This is a genomic window from Nonomuraea mangrovi, from assembly GCF_042681425.1.
GTDB lineage: Bacteria > Actinomycetota > Actinomycetes > Streptosporangiales > Streptosporangiaceae > Nonomuraea > Nonomuraea mangrovi.
Genome location: NZ_JBHUFV010000061.1, coordinates 352089 through 372808, shown reverse-complemented (window position 1 = coordinate 372808; position 20720 = coordinate 352089). Strand labels below are relative to the sequence as shown.

General features: G+C 70.9%; 20 protein-coding genes. 11 read left to right on the top strand and 9 right to left on the bottom strand.

Annotation, left to right across the window (positions count from 1 at the left end; all coding sequences use genetic code 11):
- Positions 1-33: 33 nt before the first annotated feature.
- The 4 genes from ACFSKW_RS40680 to ACFSKW_RS40665 are packed head-to-tail and all read right to left on the bottom strand — an operon-like array spanning position 34 to position 3601.
- Positions 34-594 (bottom strand): nucleotidyltransferase family protein, encoded by a 561-nt coding sequence (locus ACFSKW_RS40680; protein WP_379579314.1) that lies wholly within the window; start codon positions 592-594, stop codon positions 34-36.
- A complete protein-coding gene (locus ACFSKW_RS40675; RefSeq protein ID WP_379579312.1) occupies positions 594-1682 on the bottom strand; it encodes an XdhC family protein in 1089 nt (362 codons plus the stop codon). The genes ACFSKW_RS40680 and ACFSKW_RS40675 overlap by 1 nt, the downstream gene beginning before the upstream one ends.
- Entirely contained in the window at positions 1663-2742 is a 1080-nt protein-coding gene (locus ACFSKW_RS40670; protein WP_379579310.1) for a vWA domain-containing protein, read from the bottom strand. The genes ACFSKW_RS40675 and ACFSKW_RS40670 overlap by 20 nt, the downstream gene beginning before the upstream one ends.
- On the bottom strand, positions 2735-3601 hold the full coding sequence (locus ACFSKW_RS40665; RefSeq protein WP_379579308.1) for an AAA family ATPase: 867 nt from the start codon (positions 3599-3601) through the stop codon (positions 2735-2737). The genes ACFSKW_RS40670 and ACFSKW_RS40665 overlap by 8 nt, the downstream gene beginning before the upstream one ends.
- A gap of 276 nt (positions 3602-3877) precedes the next feature.
- On the opposite strand from ACFSKW_RS40665, the gene ACFSKW_RS40660 reads away from it, so the two are divergent.
- A complete protein-coding gene (locus ACFSKW_RS40660) occupies positions 3878-4675 on the top strand; it encodes an SAM-dependent methyltransferase (RefSeq protein WP_379579306.1) in 798 nt (265 codons plus the stop codon).
- Between the two features lie 56 nt (positions 4676-4731).
- Here ACFSKW_RS40660 and ACFSKW_RS40655 read toward each other — a convergent pair whose 3' ends face one another.
- Complete coding sequence (locus ACFSKW_RS40655; protein ID WP_379579304.1) at positions 4732-6504, bottom strand: glycoside hydrolase family 9 protein; 1773 nt, start codon at positions 6502-6504, stop codon at positions 4732-4734.
- Positions 6505-6588: 84 nt separating this feature from the next.
- Here ACFSKW_RS40655 and ACFSKW_RS40650 point away from each other — a divergent pair, with 84 nt between their 5' ends.
- From ACFSKW_RS40650 to ACFSKW_RS40635, 4 genes are all read left to right on the top strand, one after another.
- A complete protein-coding gene (locus ACFSKW_RS40650) occupies positions 6589-7620 on the top strand; it encodes a M24 family metallopeptidase (RefSeq protein WP_379579302.1) in 1032 nt (343 codons plus the stop codon).
- A 25-nt stretch (positions 7621-7645) separates the two neighbouring features.
- Positions 7646-8206 carry an elongation factor P gene (efp, locus tag ACFSKW_RS40645; protein WP_379579300.1) on the top strand — a complete coding sequence of 187 codons (561 nt, stop codon included), beginning with the start codon at positions 7646-7648 and terminating at the stop codon, positions 8204-8206.
- The gene (gene nusB, locus ACFSKW_RS40640; protein WP_379579298.1) at positions 8207-8617 is read left to right on the top strand and encodes a transcription antitermination factor NusB; all 411 of its coding nucleotides are present in this window, start codon (positions 8207-8209) and stop codon (positions 8615-8617) included.
- Positions 8618-8756: 139 nt separating this feature from the next.
- Positions 8757-9095, top strand: a complete 339-nt coding sequence (locus ACFSKW_RS40635; protein ID WP_379579296.1) for an MmcQ/YjbR family DNA-binding protein — start codon at positions 8757-8759, stop codon at positions 9093-9095.
- Here ACFSKW_RS40635 and ACFSKW_RS40630 read toward each other — a convergent pair.
- Positions 9092-10003 (bottom strand): cation diffusion facilitator family transporter, encoded by a 912-nt coding sequence (locus tag ACFSKW_RS40630; RefSeq protein WP_379579294.1) that lies wholly within the window; start codon positions 10001-10003, stop codon positions 9092-9094. The genes ACFSKW_RS40635 and ACFSKW_RS40630 overlap by 4 nt on opposite strands.
- Before the next feature lie 177 nt (positions 10004-10180).
- Here ACFSKW_RS40630 and ACFSKW_RS40625 point away from each other — a divergent pair, with 177 nt between their 5' ends.
- The 3 genes from ACFSKW_RS40625 (at position 10181) to ACFSKW_RS40615 (ending at position 12883) form a co-directional block, all read left to right on the top strand.
- Entirely contained in the window at positions 10181-10936 is a 756-nt protein-coding gene (locus ACFSKW_RS40625; RefSeq protein WP_379579292.1) for a methyltransferase, read from the top strand.
- Positions 10937-11034: 98 nt separating this feature from the next.
- A complete protein-coding gene (gene dinB, locus ACFSKW_RS40620; protein WP_379579290.1) occupies positions 11035-12276 on the top strand; it encodes a DNA polymerase IV in 1242 nt (413 codons plus the stop codon).
- 205 nt (positions 12277-12481) lie between these two features.
- A complete protein-coding gene (locus ACFSKW_RS40615; protein WP_379579288.1) occupies positions 12482-12883 on the top strand; it encodes a DUF3040 domain-containing protein in 402 nt (133 codons plus the stop codon).
- A 54-nt stretch (positions 12884-12937) separates the two neighbouring features.
- Here ACFSKW_RS40615 and ACFSKW_RS40610 read toward each other — a convergent pair whose 3' ends face one another.
- Genes ACFSKW_RS40610 through ACFSKW_RS40600 form a run of 3 tightly spaced genes read right to left on the bottom strand, consistent with a single transcriptional unit; the run spans position 12938 to position 17570 of the window.
- A complete protein-coding gene (locus ACFSKW_RS40610; protein ID WP_379579286.1) occupies positions 12938-15346 on the bottom strand; it encodes a transglutaminase TgpA family protein in 2409 nt (802 codons plus the stop codon).
- On the bottom strand, positions 15343-16593 hold the full coding sequence (locus ACFSKW_RS40605; RefSeq protein ID WP_379580251.1) for a DUF58 domain-containing protein: 1251 nt from the start codon (positions 16591-16593) through the stop codon (positions 15343-15345). Before ACFSKW_RS40605 ends, ACFSKW_RS40610 begins: the two co-directional genes overlap by 4 nt.
- On the bottom strand, positions 16593-17570 hold the full coding sequence (locus ACFSKW_RS40600) for an AAA family ATPase (RefSeq protein WP_379579284.1): 978 nt from the start codon (positions 17568-17570) through the stop codon (positions 16593-16595). The genes ACFSKW_RS40605 and ACFSKW_RS40600 overlap by 1 nt, the downstream gene beginning before the upstream one ends.
- Before the next feature lie 462 nt (positions 17571-18032).
- Between ACFSKW_RS40600 and mraZ the strand changes: the two genes are divergently transcribed.
- The 3 genes from mraZ (at position 18033) to ftsL (ending at position 20157) form a co-directional block, all read left to right on the top strand.
- On the top strand, positions 18033-18464 hold the full coding sequence (gene mraZ, locus ACFSKW_RS40595) for a division/cell wall cluster transcriptional repressor MraZ (protein WP_379579282.1): 432 nt from the start codon (positions 18033-18035) through the stop codon (positions 18462-18464).
- Between the two features lie 279 nt (positions 18465-18743).
- Positions 18744-19673 carry a 16S rRNA (cytosine(1402)-N(4))-methyltransferase RsmH gene (gene rsmH / locus ACFSKW_RS40590; protein ID WP_379579280.1) on the top strand — a complete coding sequence of 310 codons (930 nt, stop codon included), beginning with the start codon at positions 18744-18746 and terminating at the stop codon, positions 19671-19673.
- Entirely contained in the window at positions 19660-20157 is a 498-nt protein-coding gene (gene ftsL, locus ACFSKW_RS40585; RefSeq protein ID WP_379579278.1) for a cell division protein FtsL, read from the top strand. The genes rsmH and ftsL overlap by 14 nt, the downstream gene beginning before the upstream one ends.
- The last annotated feature ends 563 nt before the right edge of the window (positions 20158-20720 follow it).

The window sequence follows — 20720 nt, the reverse complement described above, 5'->3', positions numbered from 1 at the left end:
GCTCGCGGGCTCAGGTCGTGATGCGCGGTCCGGTCAGTCGGCTCGCGGGATGAGGGCGGCCAGATCCTCGGGGGTGTCGATGTCGCGCGGGTCGCCAGGCACCTCGACCTCCGTCACCAGTTCGGGGTGGGCCCGCATGAAGGCCCGCGCCCCCACGTCCCCCACCGCCAGCTCCGCCACCCGCGCCACGTGCTCGACCGAGACCAGCACAGGATTGCGCCGCCGCCCGCCGTACGTGGCGACCGCGACCTCCGCCCCGCTGCCGATCAGCGCCCTGACCGCCGAGGGCTCCACGAACGGCTGGTCGACCAGCGCGATCACCACCCCGGAGGCGTCCGAGGGCAGCGCGTCCAGCCCGACCCTGAGCGAGGAGCCCATGCCGCTGCGCCAGTCGGGGTTGCGTACCACCACAGCGCCGCGCACCTGCACGGTCGCCGCTCCCAGCACGACGATCACCGGGTGGCAGCCGCCCTCGTGCAGCAGCCGTACCCCTCGGTCGACCAGCCGCTCGCCCTCGTACTCGACCAGCGCCTTGGGCGTGCCGAGCCGCGCCCCCTGCCCCGCGGCCAGCAGCAGGCCCACCACCTGAGTCATCAGACCTCCCTATGGATACGGCCGCCGGTCTCGCTGAGCGGACGCCCGCTCCCACCCCAGCGCAGTTGGATCAGCTCCGCCATCACCGACACGGCGGTCTCTTCCGGCGTGCGCGAGCCCAGGTCCAGCCCGATGGGGGAGCGCAGCCTGCTCAGCTCCTCCTCGTTCATGCCCGCCTCGCGCAGCCGGGCCAGCCGGTCGTCGTGGGTACGGCGGGAGCCCATCGCCCCCACGTAGGCCGCCTTGGTGCGCAGCGCCACCTCCAGCAACGGCACGTCGAACTTCGGGTCGTGGGTGAGCACGCAGATCACGGTCCGCTCGTCCACGTTCGTGGCCGCCAGGTAGTCGTGCGGCCATTTGACCACGACCTCGTCGGCGTCGGGGAAGCGCTTGGGCGTGGCGAAGACGGGCCTGGCGTCGCAGACGGTGACGTGGTAGCCGAGGAACTTGCCCATGCGCGCGACGGCGGCGGCGAAGTCGATGGCGCCGAAGACGAGCATGCGCGGCGGCGGCGCGAACGTCTGGACGAACACCGACAGGTCGTCCAGGCGGCGCTCGCCGTGCCCGCCGTAGTGCCTGACGCCGGTCAGGCCCTGGGCGAGCATGCCGCGCACATCGTCGTCGACGGCCTCGTCCAGCCGTTCGACGCCGAGCGAGCCGATGGCCCTGCCCGGCCAGATCACCCTGCGCGCGCCCACGGCGCCGGGCCCTGCGACGATGGTCGCGACGGCCACGGGTTCGTGCGCGGCGACCGAGGCGGCGATCTCGCCCAGCTCGGGATAGGTCTCGATGGAGACGGGCTCTACCAGGATGTCGATGATGCCGCCGCAGGTCAGGCCCACCGCGAAGGCGTCGTCGTCGCTCACGCCGTACCGCTGGAGCACGGGGGTCTCGATCTCGCTCGCCAGCTCGAACACCGCGCCCTCGACGCAGCCGCCCGACACGCTGCCCACCACCTCGTCGCCGCGCACCGCCATGGCCGCGCCCGGCGGCCTCGGGGCGCTGGAGAAGGTGCTCACCACCGTCGCCAGTCCGAACCGCAGCCCGGACTCCCACCACCGCATGATCTCAGGCAGGACGTCGCGCATGGGAAAGCCTCTCGCAGAGATCCTCATAGGCGGCCAGGCTGTGGCCGGCCACCAGGTCGTCGATGTACGGCAACGCGGCGCGCATCCCCCCTGTGAGCGGCTGGTAGTCCACGTGCCCCTTGTGCGGGTTGGCCCAGATCACCCGGTGCGCCTGTCGGGCCAGCCTGGCCATCTGCTCGCCGAGCAGCCCCGGATCGCCGCGCTCCCAGCCGTCGGAGGCGATGACCACGATGGCGCCGCGCACGCTCCTGCCGCCGAGCAGCTCCCGCAGTTCCTCGCCCAGCCTGGTGCCGCCGCTCCAGTCGGGGACGGCCTTCGAGACCTCCGCCAGAGCGGTGCCGGGATCGCGGTGGCGCAGCTCGACGGTGATGGGCGTCAACCTCGTGCCGACCGAGTAGACCTGCGTCGCCCGCGGTTCGGTCCTGACCAGCGCGTGCGCGAACCGCAGCAGCGTCTCGGAGTAGGGCGCCATGGAGCCGCTCACGTCGACCAGGAGCACCACCCTGCGCGGCCTGGTGGTGTGGCGCCGGTAGCGCAGCCGCGCCACCTCGCCCTTCCTGAGCGCCTCGCGGATGGTCCTGCGCTGGTCGAGCCTGCCCCTGTGCGCGGCCACCAGCCTGCGCGAGCGCCGCCGCTCCCTGTGGTCGCGCAGCATCGCCAGCAGGCTGTGCACCTCGGCGCGCTCGGCCTCTGTCAGCCCCGCCACGTCCCTGTGGCGCAGCACCTCGACCGGGCTGGCCGTCGCCGCCACCGACTCCGCGCCCTCGCCCGCCTCGCCCTCGCCGCCCGCGAGGTGCCTGATCACCGTTCTGGTGGCGGTTCGGCCCCGCGACGCCCTGTGGCCGCCGAAGTAGGCGGCGAAGCACCTGTCGTACCTGGACAGGTCGTCGGGCGTCGCGCAGAGCGTGAGACGGCCCGCCCAGTAGACGTCGTCCCTGCGGGTCACGTCGAGCTGGCCGAGCGCCTCGAGCAGGTTCTGGGTCCGCTCGTGGTCGGCGGCGACCCCCGCGGCCCGCAGCGTCCTGGCGAAGCCCGTCATGGTGGCGACCACGTCACGCACGGGCCAGCACCCCGCTCTTGAGCACGCTCTCCACGTCCTCCCTGTACTTCAGCGCCGCGCCGAGCGTGGCCGCGGCCAGGCCGGGGTCGAGGTCGCGGGCGCCGAGCGTGAGCAGCGCCTCGGTCCAGTCGAGCGTCTCGGCGATGCCGGGCGGCTTGACCAGGTCCTGGCCGCGCAGCCGCTCCGCCGTACGGGCGACCTGGCGGGCCAGCGCCTCGGTGCACTCCGGCAGCCTGCGCAGCAGGATCGCCACCTCCCTCTCGAAGCCGGGGTGTTCCAGCCAGTGGTAGAGGCAGCGGCGCTTGAGCGCGTCGTGCACCTCGCGGGTGCGGTTGGAGGTGACCACCACCACCGGCGGGCTCTCGGCCCTGATCGTGCCGAGTTCGGGGATGGAGATCGTGAAGTCCGACAGCACCTCCAGCAGGAACGCCTCGAACTCGTCGTCCGCCCTGTCGATCTCGTCGACGAGCAGGACCGAGGGCTGGGTCTCGACGGCCCTCAGCAGCGGACGGGCGATGAGGAAGCGCCGGTCGTAGATCTCGCCCTCGAGCCTGCTCGCGTCGGTGATCCCCGCGGCCTCGGCCGCCTTCAGGTGGAGGAGCTGCCGGGCGAAGTCCCAGTCGTAGAGGGCCTGGGCGGCGTCCAGCCCCTCGTAGCACTGCAGGCGGATGAGCGGGGCGTGCAGGAGTTCGGCCATCGTCTTGGCCAGCTCGGTCTTGCCGACGCCTGCCTCGCCCTCGAGGAACAGCGGACGCCCCATGCGCAGCGCCAGGAAGGCGGCCGTCGCCAGGCCCTCGTCGGCCAGATACGCGTGCTGGTCCAGCAATTCGACCAGTTTTTCGGGTGACTCGATGTTCATTGCGTTGATTGTCCGTCGCAGCACGCCCTCAGGCTAGGAACGGGCGTGCAGATTCTCTATGGATACCCAACCTTGGAGCCCTGGTGCCTGGACCGCCTGCCCCGTGAACGCCCCGCCGAACCTGGGGCTCGCCTCCCCGTCCGCCTTGACCCGGCCGCCCTGGGCGCGGGCCGCGGCCGTCACCGTTCTGGGGATATTTCGGCTTTCGTGAGGAGTGCCAGGAGTCATCGATTAGATTGATCATGACCAGACTGGGCCAAGCAGGGGGACTCTCCAGTGACCGACAGCTCACGGGGCAGGCTCGACAGGATCGACTCCAGCGTGCCGCATCCGGCCAGGGTGTGGGACTACTGGCTGGGCGGCAAGGACAACTACGAGGCCGACAGGGCCGTGGGCGACGAGATCCTCCAGGTCATGCCCGATCTCGTGGTCGTCGCCCGAGCCGACAGGCAGTTCCTCGGCCGGGCCGTGCGGCACCTGGTCGACGCGGGCGTCAGGCAGTTCCTCGACATCGGCACCGGCGTGCCCACCGCCGACAACACCCACCAGGTGGCGCAGCGGGCCGCGCCCGAGTCGCGCGTCGTCTACGTCGACAACGATCCGATCGTGCTCGCCCACGCCCGCGCCCTGCTCTACAGCACCCCCGAGGGCGCGACCGACTACCTCGACGCCGACCTGCGCGATCCCGAGACGATCCTGACGGGGGCGGCCAAGACACTCGACTTCTCCCGCCCGATGGCGCTGATGGTGCTCGGCGTGCTGGAGTTCGTGCCCGACGACGAGCAGGTCCGCGCCGCGCTGTCGACGCTCCTCGACGCCATGCCGTCGGGAAGCTACCTGGTCGTCTCGCACAGCGTCCACAGCGAGTCGATGGACGACGCCGCGGCCAAGTGGAACGCCAGCGGCGCGACCGAGATCAGGCTGCGCACTCCTGAGCAGCTGGAGGCGCTGTTCGAGGGGATGGAACAGGTCCGGCCCGGCGTGGTCTCGCTGCCGCGCTGGCATCCGGACGCGGCCACCGAGTACACCGACCGTGAGGTCCACCAGTACGGAGGGCTCGGCAGGAAGCCCTGAGTCCTGTACGGCGGAGCGGCGCCGCTCCGCCGCACAGGAGGAAGGGCTGGAGCGGGTCAGTCCCTGGCCATCAGCGTGAGCGCGTAGAGCGCGATCGCGGCGAAGTCGTCGGCGGGCTCGGAGGCCTGCCACGAGCGCACGTCGTCCACGAACCTGCTGCCCCTGCCGGTGAACTCCTGGTAGCGGTCCACCCCGTCGGCCGGGCACTTGGCCATCTCCTCGAAGTGGTCGCCGAGCCCGTCGTCGAACAGCGAGGCCGCGTTCGGCCCGTTGACGACCGCTCCGGTCGCGGGGCGGCCGGTCAGGTTGGAGATCTGGTAGTGCGGGCAGGCGATCGAGTTGTCGCCGACGCCCTGGACGAATGACACGCCCCACGGGTTCGCGCCGAAGGCCCACCCGCGCTGCCAGGTGCCGAAGGCGTCGTAGGAACGGTCGCCGGAGACCGAGCGGTAGAGCCTGGAGGTGGCGGCGAGGCCGAAGGCGTGCGGCACCGCGTCGAAGGCGTCGTAGAGCGCTCCCGCCCTGAACGGATCCTTCGCCGCCCTGGACGCGCCGATCTCCAGCTGCGCCTTGAGGTCGGCGAGCAGCGCGCCCTTGATGGACGCGCCCGCCCTGATCAGGTCGGCGTGCGCGAGGGCACTGACGTCGTAGAGGTTCAGGGTGTCGCCGGTGTCGTTGGCGATGTACTCGCTCGCCCAGTGCTGGGCCTGCTCCAGCCATTGGGCGGCCCTGGAGTCGCCGAGCCGCTGGGCGGCCAGCGCCAGCTCCGCGCCGCCCAGTTCCATGTCGTCGCGCCAGACGCTCTCGGGGTAGAAGGCGTGCGGCAGCGAGGTCACCAGCTGCCCCACGTCGGTGGTCTTGGCCATCGCGTAGATCTCGGCGGCCTGGTCGAGCCAGGCCTGCGCCCGCCGCCTGTCCGGCTCGACCTGCGCGGCCAGGGCGAAGGCCGCCGCCGTACGGCCGGCGAGGTTGGGGCTGATCGGCTGGCCGGGTGCCGCCGCCCTGAAGACGGGACGGTTGCGGATGTACTTCTCGGCGGAGGAGTCGTCGGCCTCGGGCAGGCGCCAGATGTCGTGGTCGCCGACGAATGTGCCCTCGGCGTTGCCCGCTCCGATCCCGACCTGGATGTAGAGGGTCTTGGTCGTCCCGTCCCACATCTTGTCCAGGTACTTGAGGCCGTGGAGCGACTCCGACCTCAGGCGCGGGTCGACGTGCGTCCCTCCGTCCCTTCGCGCGGCCCACATCAGCGTGTCGACGTAGGCCAGGATGTGGGTGAACTTCAGGTAGTCGCCCGCGTCGAACCAGCCGCCCTCGACGTCGACGGGGCCGCCGGCCCTGGTCAGTTCGCCCTTGATCTGGTCGGTGTCGGGCCCGGTGAAGGCGGGCCAGTCGTAGACGTGGGCCGCCCGGTCGTTGGCGTGCCGCCTGCCGCCGTCGCGCTGGCCGCCGAAGAACGTCATGATCTTCGAGGCGGGCAGCGCCAGCAGGGCGGAGGGCGCGATCGTGAACTCGGCGGAGGTGAGGCCGCCCGACCTGATCCGGTAGCTGCCGGGCTTCGTCAGCCTGGTGAGGTCGAGGTCGTAGACGTGGCCGTAGGCGGCGTTCCACGCGCCGAGGTCGCGGCCCGCCGTACCCTTCAGCACCTGCCTGCCCCGGTGGTCGTGCACGGTGAAGGAGGCGGGGCGCCCGCTGGTCATCAGGTAGGCGTGCTTGGCCTCGCCGGGCGCGAAGCCGACCTGGTCGACGCGGATGTGCCCGGCCGGCTGCCCGGTGGCGTGCATGCTGGGGGCTCCTGTCAGGGCGAGGGCGAGGGCTAAGACGATCCGCATCGGCTGCTCCACAAGTTAGTAAACCTTCCTAACCTTCAACTGGACCGTAGCTGGCGGCGACAAACGTGGTCAATACTTGGTGAAATGACCACCGATTTCGCCCAGCGCCGGGCCAACCTCGCCGCGCTGCTGGCGGGCGCCGACGCCATCCTCGTCACCAAGCCGGTCAACGTCCGCTACCTCACGGGGCTCGACAGCTCCAACGCCGCCGTCCTGGTCCGCGCGGACGGCACGGCGAGGCTCGCCACCGACTCCCGCTACATCGAGATGACCCGCGATCTGGGGATCGACGCCGTCGAGGCCTCCGACGTCGCGCGCGAGCTGGCCACGCCGGGCGTCGGCATCGAGGCCGCGCACATGACGGTGGCCGTCTTCAACAGGCTGGGAGAGGGCATCGTCCCCCTGGAGCCGCTGGTCGAGCGCCTGAGGGTGGTCAAGGACGACGACGAGATCGAGCTGCTGCGGACCGCGTGCGCCATCTCCGACCAGGCCTTCGCCGACATCTCGGCGGCCATCAGGCCCGGCGTGACCGAGCGCGAGATCGCCCGCGTCCTCGAGGCCCGCATGGTCGAGCTCGGCGCGGACAAGCCCGCCTTCGAGTCGATCGTGGCCGGCGGCGAGAACGGCTCGATACCCCACCACTCGCCGACCGACCGCGAGCTGCGCGCGGGCGACCTGGTCACCCTCGACTTCGGCGCCCAGTACCGCGGCTATCACGCCGACATGACCCGCACCGTCGCCCTGGGCAGGATCGCGGACTGGCAGCGGGAGATCTACGACCTCGTCCGCGCCGCCCAGCGCGCCGGTCGCGAGGCGCTGCGCCCTGGCGCCGAGGCCGCAGGGATCGACGCGGCCTCACGCTCGGTGATCGAGCGGGCGGGACACGCCGAGCACTTCCGTCACGGCCTCGGCCACGGGGTCGGTCTGGAGATCCACGAGGAGCCGTTCCTGGGCCCGTCACGGACCGGTAGACTAGAGGATCGAGTTCCGATCACCGTCGAGCCCGGCGTCTACCTTCAGGGCAGGGGCGGGGTCCGTATCGAGGACACGCTCGTGACGCGTGAGGGCGGGGCGGAACTCCTGACGAAGACGACCAAGGAGCTGCTCGTCCTGTAAGAGCGGCCGCATCCGGGAGAAGCGAGTGGCGACGACCAACGACCTCAAGAACGGCATCGTGCTGAAGCTCGACGGCGGTGAGCTCTGGTCCGTTGTGGAGTTCCAGCACGTCAAGCCGGGCAAGGGCGGCGCGTTCGTGCGCACCAAGCTCAAGAACGTCCTCTCCGGCAAGGTCGTCGACAAGACCTTCAACGCCGGGGTGAAGGTCGACGTGGCCAACGTCGACAAGCGTGAGATGCAGTACTCCTACAAGGACGGCGACGACTTCGTCTTCATGGACACCGAGACCTACGACATGGTCAACGTGCCCGCCAAGACCGTCGGCGACGCCGCCAACTACATGCTGGAGAACACTCTGGCCACCATCGCCTTCAACGAGGGCGCCGCGCTCTACGTCGACCTGCCCGCCGCGGTCGAGCTGCTCATCGCCAACACCGAGCCCGGCCTGCAGGGCGACCGCTCCACCGGCGGCACCAAGCCCGCCACCCTGGAGACCGGCGCCGAGATCAAGGTGCCGCTGTTCATCACCACCGGTGAGAAGGTCAAGGTCGACACCCGCAGCGGCGAATACCTCGGCCGGGCCTGAGTGTCCGCGCGAGGCAAAGCACGCAGGCGGGCGCTCGACATCCTCTTCGAGGCCGAAGCGCGCGGCGAGGATCCGCTGAAGATCCTCGCCGAGCGGGTCGACCGGCGGGAGCCGCCGGTCAACGAGTACACCTCGGCGATCGTCGAGGGCGTGGCCAGGCACTCCCATCGCATCGACGAGCTCATCACGACCTACGCCGAGGGGTGGACGCTGGAGCGCATGCCCGCCGTCGACCGCAACCTGCTGCGCGGCGGGACGTACGAGCTGCTCTGGATGCCCGACGTGCCGGAGGGCGTGGTGATCAGCGAGTGGGTGCACCTGGCCTCCGAGCTGTCCACCGACGAGTCGCCCCAGTTCATCAACGGCCTTTTGGCCCGTTTCAAGCAGCTCAAGCCGAGCCTCACCCTCTGACCCCTCCAGGTCGCCCCGTACGGTCACCACGGCCACGCGCCCTCCCTGAGCGCGTCGCCCGGCCCCGTGACGTCTCCCGCCGCCCCCGTGAGTGGGCGGCGGGTGGATTCGGGGCGGCATGCGGTACAGGATGGGGGCCATGGTGACCGAGGACGACGTGCGGCGGATAGCGCTCGGGCTGCCGGAGACCGCCGAGCGCCCCATGTACGGCACGCCCGCCTTCTACGTCAAGGCCAAGTGGTTCGCGAGGATCAGGGAGGAGGGCGACGTCCTGGTCGTGCCGGTGGCCTCCGAGGAGCACAAGCGCGAGCTGATCGCCGCCGCGCCCGGCTCCTTCTTCACCCTCCCGCACTACGACGGCCACGCGGCCGTGCTGGTCCGCTTCACCGCGGTCGACGTCGGGGAGCTGGCCGAGCTGCTCACCGACGCGTGGCGGCTGCGCGCGCCCAAACGCGTCCTGGAGACCTTCGACGGCTAGGCGTGCCTGGCGCCCTCGTGTTCAGCGTGGCCGACGGGCTCGACCTGGATCGTGGAGTGCTCGACGTCGAACCTGCCCATCAGGATCTCGTGCAGCGCGTCGAGCAGGCGTCCGGTGTCCTGGAGGTCCGAGGCCTCCACGACCACGTGCGCGGACAGCACGGGCAGTCCGCTGGTCAGCGTCCACGCGTGCAGGTCGTGCACGTCGACCACGCGCTCGGCGGCCAGCATCAGCCTGCGCACCTCCCTGAGGTCCATCCCCTTCGGCGTGGCCTCGAGCAGCACGTCGATCGCCTCCCGCATGAGCCGCCACGCTCTCGGCAGGATCATCAGCGCCACGACGACGGAGGCGATCGGGTCGATGACCTGCAAGCCGGTCAGCTGGATGCCGATCGCCGCCACCACCACGGCGAGCGAACCCGTCAGGTCGCCCATGACCTCCAGGTAGGCGCCTCTGACGTTCAGCGACTCCTTCTGGCCGCGGTGCAGCAGCGCCAGTGAGATCCCGTTCACCACCAGTCCGGCGATCGCGATGACCAGCACCAGGTCGGCCGACACCGCCGGTGGCCGGAACAGGCGCCTGGAGGCCTCGCTGAACACCCAGATCGCGATTCCGAACAGGACGGCCGCGTTGACCACCGCGGCCAGGATCTCCAGACGGTAGTACCCGAAGGTCCTCCTGTCGGAGGCGGGCCTGGCGGCGAAGTGGGAGGCGATCAGCGCCATGAGGACACCGGTGATGTCGGTGGCCACGTGGAGCGAGTCGGAGATCAGCGCCAGGCTGCCCGCGACGATGCCGCCGATCACCTGCGCCACGAAGACGAGCGAGGTGATGGCGATGACAGCGATCATCCTCCCGCGGTGGCGCGCCGTCGCGCTCGCCTGGGCGTGGCCGTGTCCGGATCCCACCGTTACCTCCTCGTGATCTAGTATGCCCAGCCCGCGCGGGACGGCGTAGGCTGGCCCATGTCGCGGCGGCTTCGCAGGCGGGCATGGACGCCGCGCGCGGGGATCACGTGCAAGGACAGAACGCGTTCGGGGACACCGTCGTTCACGGGCGCGGCGAAACGAGGAGGCGAGCCGACGTTGCGTGCTGAGAGCATCACCAAGCAGGCGACCCCGGCGGTGCGCACCGCCGTCGTCTGGGACGCGCTGCGGGCGGTGCTGGCCGCGCGGGCGAAGGAGACGGGCCGTGAGCGGCTCGACATCGTCGACGCGGGTGGCGGCACGGGCGGCTTCGCCGTCCCGCTGGCCGAGCTGGGCCACGCGGTCACCGTCGTCGACCCGAGCCCCGACTCGCTGTTCGCGCTGGAGCGCAGGGCCGCCGAGCGCGGCGTCGGCGTGCGGGCGCTCCAGGGCGACGCCGCCGACCTCGGCGAGCTCCTGCCGCGCGACAGCGCCGACCTGGTGCTGTGCCACAGCGTGCTGGAGTACGTCGACGACCCGATCTCCGCGCTGACCGCCGTCGCGGGGCTGCTGCGCGCCGGCGGCGCCGTGAGCGTGCTGGCGGCCAACCCCGTCGCCAGCGCCATCCACCGCGCGGTCGCGGGCCACTTCGACGAGGCCAGGGCGGTCATGAACGACCCGATGGGGCGATGGGGCGACCGCGACCCCACGCCGCGCAGGTTCGCCGCGCAGACGCTGACCGAGCTTCTCTCGGCGACCGGGTTCGCGGTGGGCGAGATCCACGGGGTGCGGGTCTTCGCCGACCTGGTGCCCAGCCGCCTGATCGACGGTGAGCCCGGCGCGGCGGAGGCGCTGGTCGCCCTGGAGCAGGCCGCCGCCACCCATCCCGTCCTGCGCGACATCGCCACCCAACTCCACGTCCTGGGCCACAAGTGACCTCCCGCGGGCTCGTGTCCGGCGCGGGGGCCGCCGGAGGGCGAGGCGGGAGCGGCGCGGAGACGACTGTCGAACGCGCGTTCGGGTAGAATCACGTCGTGTCGCGCAAGCAGATCACCGGAGTCGGCCCCGTCGCCAGGATCGGGGCCGACGACAGCGCCTGCCCCATCCTCCACGTCGACATGGACGCCTTCTTCGCCAGCGTCGAGCTCCTCGAGCGTCCCGAGCTCAAGGGCCGCCCGGTGATCGTCGGCTCGCCCGCCGGCCGTGGCGTCGTCCTCAGCGCCACCTACGAGGCCAGGCGGTACGGCGTGCACTCGGCCATGCCGATGAGCAGGGCTCGCCGGATCTGCCCCCAGGCCACGATCATCCCGCCCAGCCACGGCAAGTACTCCGAGGTCTCCAGGGGCGTGATGGAGATCTTCCACTCGATCACCCCGCTCGTCGAGCCGATCGCCTCCGACGAGGCCTTCCTCGACGTCGGCGGCGCCAGGCGCAGGCTCGGCTCACCAGCCGACATCGCCGCCAGGATCCGCGCCGAGGTGCTGGAGCGCTTCGGCATCACCTGCTCGGTCGGCGTGGCCGGCAGCAAGTTCGTCGCCAAGCTGGCCTCCAAGCAGTGCAAGCCCGACGGCCTGCTCGTGGTCCCCGCCGACCGCGTGGTCGACTTCCTGCACCCGCTTCCCGTCAGCGCCCTGTGGGGCGTCGGCGAGCGCACCGAGCAGGCCCTGGTACGTCTCGGCATCCGGAGTGTGGGCGACCTGGCCAGGGTCCCGCTGACCACGCTGCAGCGCGAGCTCGGCCACGCGGCGGGCACCCACCTGGCCGCGCTGGCCTGGGGCAGGGACGAGCGTCCCGTGACCGCCCACGTGCCCGACAAGAGCATCGGCGCGGAGGAGACGTTCGCGGCGGACGTCGACGACCCAGAGGTGATCAAGCGCGAGCTCCTGCGCCTTGCCGAACGGGTCGCCGCCCGCGTGCGCGCGGGCGGCCACGTGGGCAGAACGGTGAGTGTGAAGCTGCGCCGCGCCGACTTCTCGACGATCACTCGTTCGCGGACGCTGCGGGAGCCGACGGACGTCGCGCAGGAGATCTACGCGACGGCCTGCGACCTCTACGCCGCCGCCGGGCTCGAACGGATCAGGCTGCGTCTGGTGGGCGTCAGGCTGGAGAATCTCAGGCCCGCCGATTCCGCCTCTCGCCAGCTCAGCCTCGGCGAGAAGGAGACAGGATGGCGGGAGGCCGAACGTGCGATGGACAAGGCGATCAGGAGGTTCGGCCCCGATGCGGTGGTCCCGGCTTCACTAGTCAGAGGACGGCTTGATGAAATGGAGACATGACGCCCGATGTCGCGACATCTCGGAGGTTGGGGGAGAATGGGCATGTCTAGAGCCATGACGTCACCTCCGGTTTGGTCTACGTTGGACGTTTTCTTTCGCCTACGTCTACAGCCTCGTATTCTGGGGATAACCGACCGCGAGGTCCGGACACCCCGTGTCGTCCGTTGCCGTCTTCCCCGAAATGGGGCCGTCCTTGGGAGGCGCCGTGCCGCTCTCTGAGCACGAGCAGCGCTTGCTCGACCAGATCGAGCAGGCCCTCTACGCCGAGGACCCGAAGTGGGCCAATACCGTTCGGATCAGTGATCCGCGCAGCCATTACAAGCGGCGCCTGGTCAAAGCCTCCATCGGCTTTGCGCTGGGCATCGTCCTGCTGATGGTCGGCGTCGTGATCAACCAGATCCCGCTCGGCGTCGGCGGTTTCGTGGTCATGCTCGCCGCGTGTCTGTGGGGTCTGTCCAGTTGGAAGCGCATGAACGGATTCGGCGGAGACTCCGGTGCGTCCGGGTCAGGCCCGAGAACGTCGGGCAAGGGCCAGCGCCGGGGCAACCGTGGATCGTTCATGGAGCGCATGGAAGAGCGTTGGCGCCGTCGCCACGACGAGCGCTGAGCCGATGGACACCGTGCGGCCGCTCCGCTGAGGGAGCGGCCGCGCAGTTCGGCGTCAGGTGTTTCTGCGTGCTGCCCTGTTCCAGAGCCTGATGTTCTCCAGCCGATCGAAACCGTCCAGGATCTTCTCTCCCAGGCCCCTGATCCGCAGCAGGGTCGAAGGCGGAAGCAGCGCGGCGCGCACCCGTCTGGTCCGCGACACGGTGGCCGCCAGGGCCCGCCGGACGGTCCGCAGCTCCCTCCTCATCGGGGCGATCTCCCCGGGGTCGCGCGCGAACAGCAGCCGCTCCACGGCCGAGGCGATCGTGCTGATCGCGGCCGCCGGCTCGGCGCCGAACTCGTGCTGCTGGGTGAGCCTGCGCGCCAGCGCCCTCGGCGTCTCGCTCGGCACCCGCGCCATCCCGTAGTCGCACAGCACGTCGTCGAGCTCGGCCCACGCGGCGGCCACCGAGGCGTCCACCTTCTCCGCCCTGGCCGTGACCTCGTCGGACGGCCCGGACACCTTCCAGGTCAGCGTCCGCACCCGGCGGTTCCTGATCACCAGCCGCACCAGAGCGGGGATGAGCAGGATCACCAGCAGTCCCGCCACCGCCAGCGCGATCGTGACCCACAGCGGGGCCGTCTCCACCGGCGTCACGGACCCGCTGTAGATGCCCTCGGGGTCGAGCTCCCTCAGCCTGTCCCTGCTGTTGGGCGCGCTGCTCGGGGTGTCGCCGCCGTCCGCCGCGCTCGTGCTCGGGTCACTGCTCGGGGTGGTCTCGGCGGGCCTGGGCAGCGAGTAGTCGGGGACGCGGGCGGTGCCCTGTCCCGCGCTGCCCGCCGGGGTCGGCTCGAAGGCGAGCCAGCCCACTCCCTCGAAGTAGAGCTCGGGCCAGGCGTGGGAGTCGTGGGTGCGGACCTCCCAGCGACCCTCGATCTTGGTGCCGCCCGTGTAGCCGATGGCGACCCTGGCGGGGATGCCGATCGATCTGGCCAGCACCGCCATCGCCGAGGCGAACTGCTCGCAGTACCCGGCCCTGGTCTGCTCCAGGAAGCTCCGCAGCGCGTCGGTGTCGTGGCCCTGTGTGGCGAGGCTGTAGGTGAAGCCGCCCGTGGTGGTGAAGAACCGCTGCAGGTTCACCGCCGCCTCGTACGGCGACTTGCTGTCCTTGACCACCCGCTGCGCCAGCTGCCTGATCTGCGGCGGCAGGTCGGGCAGCTTCAGGTAGCGCTCGGCGACCGCCGGGTCGACGGTCTTCGGCGCGGCGTCCAGCTGGTCGGCGCTCGCCTCGGGCTCGGTGCTGACCACCTGGTACCGCAGGCCGCCCGCCACGTCCCCGGAGGAGAAGACCATCAGCGAGTCGACGTCCGCGCGCCAGTCGCCCTCCGCCCGCACCAGCTGCGGTGGGTATGGCAGGGGCAGGAACTGCAGGGGCGTGATGTCCTCGCTGACCTGGATGTCGGTCTCGACCCGGGTGGTCTTCATCGACGAGGCCAGTCCAGGGGGAGGGGGCAGCGGGCCCTGGTCCACCCTGTTCTCCGGCCTGCCCTTCAACTCGTTCATCGTCCAGCGCCGGCCGTCGAAGACGTCGAGGGAGTAGATCCTGAGATAGCGAGGGGTGTCGTCGCTGCTGGTGTAGGAGAGAACGGTGTTGTTCTCGGGCAGCTGCAGCCGCCCCCTCAGGTCGGCGACCTGATCAGGGATGCTGATGGAGTTGCCCCTGCCCTTGCCCGAGCCGCCCACCCCGAACCCGAACAGCGGGTCGGGCTCGAGTGTCGGCAGCAGGGCCGGCAGCAGGACGGCCAGCGCGATCGCGGTGAACCCGATCCGCTTGCCCGACAGGCGCAGGCCGCGCGTGTCGGCCGACTCCTGGACGCCCTCGTCGGCGGCGCGGCTGCGCCGTACCAGGACCGCCCGTCCCCAATGACCCACCCGCTCGCGTCCGTCGGCGATCAGCAGGCTCGTGAAACCGAGCGCGCCGAGGATGAAGGCGGGCCAGCCGATCGGGTCGGGCAGCACCGCGGCGGGCACCGTGAACAGCGCCAGCAGCGGCAGGCCCGCGAGGGCGGCCCTGCGAAGCCTCGTGACGAACAGGTCGACGACGATCGCGATGAGGCCGACGCCGGCGGTGGTGAGCATGGCGATCGGCGGTTCGTCGGGAACCGGCGCGGCGTAGCGCTGGATGTCGGCGAAGCCGGTGGCCAGCAGTTTGAGCAGCGCCACCGCCGATTCCTTCGTCGGCACGACCAGCACCCACGCCTTGTCGCCCGCGTAGGCGGCGGTCAGGTAGACGCCCAGCGCCACGAGGCCGAGCAGCGGCGCCGCCCAGCCGGGCAGGGTGAGCCTGCTGGCGAGCACGCCCGCGGCGCTGACGGCGAGCACCGCGCCGAGCGAGCCCCACAACCACGCGCCGCCGTCGAACAGCGGGTAGAGCGTGAGCGAGACCGCGAGGGTGGCAACACCCGACCAGATGGGGAGCCTCATGCCGCACCTCCCACGGTGAACCGGTTCTTGACGCCGGCGGCCGGCCAGACCGTCGCCAGCGAGGTGCCCGCGGGCAGGGTGACGATCCGCCAGCCCGATCCCAAGAGGACCGCTTCGACCGCCTGCCTGCGGTCGGCCGAGCCGTACTCCCTGGCCTCCCAGCCCTCCACGTCCAGCAGGACGGCCACGCCCGTGGCGCTGCCGTGCCTGACCTTGGCCAGCTCCCTGGCGTCCTCGGCGTCCATGGCGCCGAGGACGGCGACGATCAGGCCGTCGCCTCCGCCCTGACGCAAAGCGGTGATGCCGAGCTCAAGGGACCTCGCGGGGCTGTTGCGCACCACCGCGAGGGTGTCGAGCAGCGACCAGCTCACGCCCGTGTCGCTCAGATGCTCGGGACCCTGGTCGGTGACCAGCCGCAGGCCCAGGCCTTCGCGGGCCAGGTGCAGGCCGATCGAGGCGGCGGCCGAGACGGCCACCTCGAAGGAGGAGCGGGGGCCCTCACCCCTGTGGGCGTGCCTGCGGGTGTCGAGCAGGAGCGCACCGCGGCTCTGCCACTGCTGCTCCTCGCGCCGCACCATCAGCTCGCCGTGGCGGGCGGTGGAGCGCCAGTGCACCCGTCGCAGGTCGTCGCCCTGCCGGTACTCGCGAGGGGCCACGTCGTCGTCGCCGGCCGCCGCCACGCTTCTGGTACGGCTGTCGCCTCCGCCGGTCCACTCGCCCGACAGCCGCACGTGGGGCAACGCCACCACGTGGGGCGTCACGACGAGCGTGTCGGCGATGGTGAAGGAGCGGGTCAGCTCGACCAGCCCGAACGGGTCGGTGATCCGTACCGACAGCGGGCCGATCGTGTAGCGGCCGCGCAGGTCGGACCTGACCCGGTAGTCGATCTCCCTGATGCCCTTCGACTCGACCCTGTCCAGCACGAACCTGGGCCTGGCGCCGAGCGCGTAGGGCACGGTGTCCTCGATGAGCAGCAGTCCCGTCGGCAGCCTGGTGACGTTCTCCAGCCGCAGCGTCACCGTCGCCTCGCCGCCCACCTCGATCCTCGGCGGGTCGAGGCGACGGGCGCAGCTCAGCCGGTAGCGGGTCCTGGCCACCACCAGCGCGGCCAGCAGCGGCAGCGCCATGATCAGCACGCCGATCCTGAGCAGGTCGTGCTCGCCCAGGAGCAGCGCCATCAGCAGCGCGGCCACGCCCGAGGCCAGGAACGACCTGCCCCTGGAGGTGAGCGCCCGCAGTCCCGCCATCACGACGCTCGAGTCTCCGGCACGGGCACTCGCCTGACGAGCTCGGTGACGACCTGCTCGGGCATCCTGCGCTGGCCCTGCGCCTCGATGCTGGGCAGCAGCCTGTGCGCGAGCACGGGGACGGCCAGCTCCTGCAGATCGTCGGGGATGACGTAGTCGCGGCCCGACAGCGCGGCGTGCGCCCTGGCCGCGCGCACGAGCTGCAGCGTGGACCTGGGCGAGGCGCCGAGCCGCAGGTCGGGGGAGTGGCGGGTGGCCACCACCAGGTCGATGGCGTACTTCTTGACCGGCTGGGAGACGTAGACGCCGCGGACGGCCTCGATGAGCGCTCTCACCTCGGCGGTCGTCGCGACCGGCTCCAGCTTGTCCAACGGCGAGGTGCCGCCGTGGACGTCCAGCATCTCCAGCTCGGCGGCGGGCTCGGGATAACCCATCGCCACCCGGGCGGTGAAGCGGTCGCGCTGGGCCTCGGGGAGGGGATAGGTGCCCTCCATCTCAATCGGGTTCTGGGTGGCGATCACCATGAAAGGGGCGTCGAGCTCGTAGGTGACGCCGTCCACCGTCACCTGGTGCTCCTCCATGCACTCCAGCAACGCCGACTGCGTCTTGGGGGAGGCGCGGTTGATCTCGTCGCCCACCACGATGTTGGCGAAGACGGGGCCGGGCTTGAACTCGAACTCGCGGGTCTGCTGGTTGTAGGCGCTCACCCCGGTGATGTCGCTCGGCAGAAGGTCGGGGGTGAACTGCACACGCCGGACAGGACAGTCGATCGACCGCGCCAGCGCCTTGGCCAGCATCGTCTTGCCAACACCGGGGACGTCCTCGATGAGAAGGTGTCCCTCCGCCAGCAGGACGGTCACGGTCAGCCGGACGGCATCGCTCTTGCCCTCGATCACCGACTCGATCGCCTGCCGAATGCGGTGCGCGGTGGAGACCAGCTCGTCGAGCTGGCGAGGGACGTCATGGGTTACTGCCACCAGGCCTCCATGAGAGAAGTGCAACGGCTCTCCCCAGCGCGAGGGTGCTTTTGGGGTGCCTTGCCATTCCTTTTCATTGTGCGTACGACCCTACGACGACGGGGGTCCTTGAGCGACTTTTGTGGATATTCGGGGAACAGCCACAGTGTTCAGGTGATCCGTCCGGTTCTTGTCGCATAGTGGTGCGAATCCAGTGACACGCTCCCTCCACTTTCCCCCACGCGATGCGCGACGCCGGGGTATTCACCGATCTTTCGGGCGTTCGACACGCCCGCGACGCCTGCCGCCCCGCCGCCGCCCCCCACCCCGCTCCACCGCTCTGACCTGCGAAAACGCGCGTGAAACGGCGTCCGAAGACGGTTCGAATCAGTTGACGGTGGGGAGAAGTGGAGTATGGTGGTGCGCAGTGGAGGGCAGGTGCACCAGCACTGAGCGCTTCACGAGGCACGGGAGGTGGGGCCGGTGTTCCTCGGCACCCATCAACCGCGTCTGGACGACAAGGGACGGCTGTTCCTGCCGGCTAAGTACCGTGAGGAGCTGGCGGAGGGTCTTGTGATCACCAAAGGCCAGGAGCGATGCCTCTACGTCTTTCCTGTGGGGGAGTTCCAGCGCATTACCGAGGCTCTCAGCACCGCCCCGGTCACCGCCAAGGCGGTCCGGGACTACAGCCGTGTCTTCTTCGCCAGCGCGTCCGACGAGACTCCGGACAAGCAGGGGCGCATCACGATTCCCCAGGCTCTGCGGGCTTACGCAGGGCTGGAGCGTGACTGCGTGGTCATCGGGGCCAACACCCGGCTGGAGATCTGGGAGCAGCGGGCCTGGGACACCTACCTGGCCGACCAGGAGCAGGCTTTCGCCGATCTCTCGGAGGAGGTGCTGCCAGGGATTCTCTGATCACAGCCGATCCGTCGGTGATGTCGTTCGGCGAGGTCTCCACCCGCAACCACTCGCCCGCCAGCTGATGCACCTTCCCCGGTGTCAGATGGCAGGCGTCCACGAAGCGGGTGCGGATGGGGACCTGGCCGGACGGCTACGGGTGGGGACCCATGAGCTGGGCACCGGGATCGAGCCTTTGGCGTCATCCGCGAGTATGGACGCATCCTTAGCAGGAGGGGGGTTTCAGTAATGCACGTAGAAGGCAACGCTGCGGGCACGGGTGGTCACGTTCCCGTGATGCTCGAGCGGGTTCTGGAGCTCCTCGCCCCCGCGCTGGCCGGGCCGGCGCCGGTGGTCGTCGACGCCAATCTCGGGCTCGGCGGGCACTCGGAGGCGCTGCTGGCCGCCCATCCGGCCCTCCATCTGATCGGCATCGACCGCGACCCTTTCGCGATCGACTTCTCCACGCGCAGGCTCGCGCCGTACGGCGAGCGGGTCACGCTGGTTCACGCCTCGTCCGACGAGATGACCTCGGTATTGGCGAGCGCGGGCCATCCCGTGGTCGACGGCGTCCTGTTCGACCTGGGCGTCTCCTCGCCCCAGCTGGACGAGGGCGAGAGGGGTTTCGCCTATTCCTACGACGCTCCGCTCGACATGCGGATGGACACCGAGCAGTCGCTCACGGCGGAGGAAGTGGTCAACACCTACTCCGCGGCCGAGTTGACCCGCATCCTTCGTGATTACGGAGAAGAAAGGTTCGCACCGCGTGTCGCAGGCCTCATTGTCAAGGAAAGGGCCAAGGAAGCCATAACGTCGACTAAGCGGCTCGCGGAGATCGTTCGCGCGGCGATTCCCGCCGCTACCCGACGTACCGGGGGCAACCCCGCTAAACGGACTTTTCAGGCGTTGCGTATCGAGGTCAACGCGGAACTGACCGCCTTCGAGGCGGCGCTTCCCGCCTCCCTCGACGCGCTGGCGCTCGGTGGGCGAGTCGTCGTGCTCTCCTACCACTCCCTCGAGGACCGGTTGACCAAGCAGGTCCTCGCGGCGCGAACCAGGGACACCAGCCCCCCAGGGTTGCCCGTCCCGTTGCCGGCTCACCAGCCGCGGTTCCGCCTCCTGACGAGGGGAGCAGAGCTCCCGACTGACGAAGAGCTCGCCCGCAATCCGCGGGCGGCCTCGGCCCGGCTCCGGGCGGCAGAGAGGATCCGTGTTGACGAGGACTGAGCAGGAGATCAGGCGGGGTGCGCCCGCCAGGGGCGGCGTGCCCAGGACCGCTCCGGCGAGGACCGGCGTGCGCAAGCAGGGCGCTCCGCACGAGACCAGCCCCGCCACCGAGCGGCCCGCCGTTGACCGGCCGATCGGTCAGCGGCCCGCCGCTGCGCAGGAGGGCAGCCCGATGCGGGTGCGCGTGCGGCGGCCGATGCCGCGCAAGCAGCGCGCTCCCTTCGTGCTGCTCGTCGTCGGCCTGCTGTGCGGAGGGCTGGTCAGCCTGCTGCTGCTCAACACCGTGCTCGCCCGCGACTCCTTCACCGCCAGCGAGCTGCGGGAGCAGATCGCCGAGATGCAGCAGCAGTCGAACGCCCTCGAGCGGGAGATCGAGAAGCAGGAGCAGCCCGCCGAGCTGGCCAAGAGGGCCGAGGGTCAGGGCCAGGGGCCGTACAACGAGATCAACACCATCGACCCGAACAAGGTGGGGCCGAACAGGTGAGGGAGACAGGCGGCCGGGGCCAGGGCCCCGGTCGTGGTGGTGGCGGCGCCGGCTCTCATGGAGGGCCCGGCGCCGTTCGTCGTACGCCGGGCGGTCCAGGACGGCCGGGGCGTCAGGGCGGAACGGGCTCGGGGCGGTCCGAGGGCCCGAGGGACGAGCCGCCGCGCCGCAACAGGGACGAGGACGCGGGGCGGTCCAGGCGCGACGACGGCGACGGCCGCGCGCGCAGGGAAGGACGTCCAGGGCCCGGCGACCGGCCGGGTTCCGAGGGCCGCCCGCCGTCCGACAGGCGAGCGGGTTCGGACCGGCGGCAGGACGCGGACGGGCCGTCCGCTCAGGAGAGCCGTCCCCGGCGTCCCGGCGGCGACGCCACCCGTTCCGCCGGGCAGGGCCGCGCGGACGACCCCTTCGACCTCCCACGCGGGTTGACAGGGGCGCCGTCGCAGGAAGGCAGGCGCGGCCGTTCCGACGCCACCGTGCCGGCCCCCAGGGGCGGCCAGCGCCACGACGCGCGTCCGCCGCGCAGCCAGTCGCAGGGCCAGTCGAAGGGCCCCTCCCAGAGC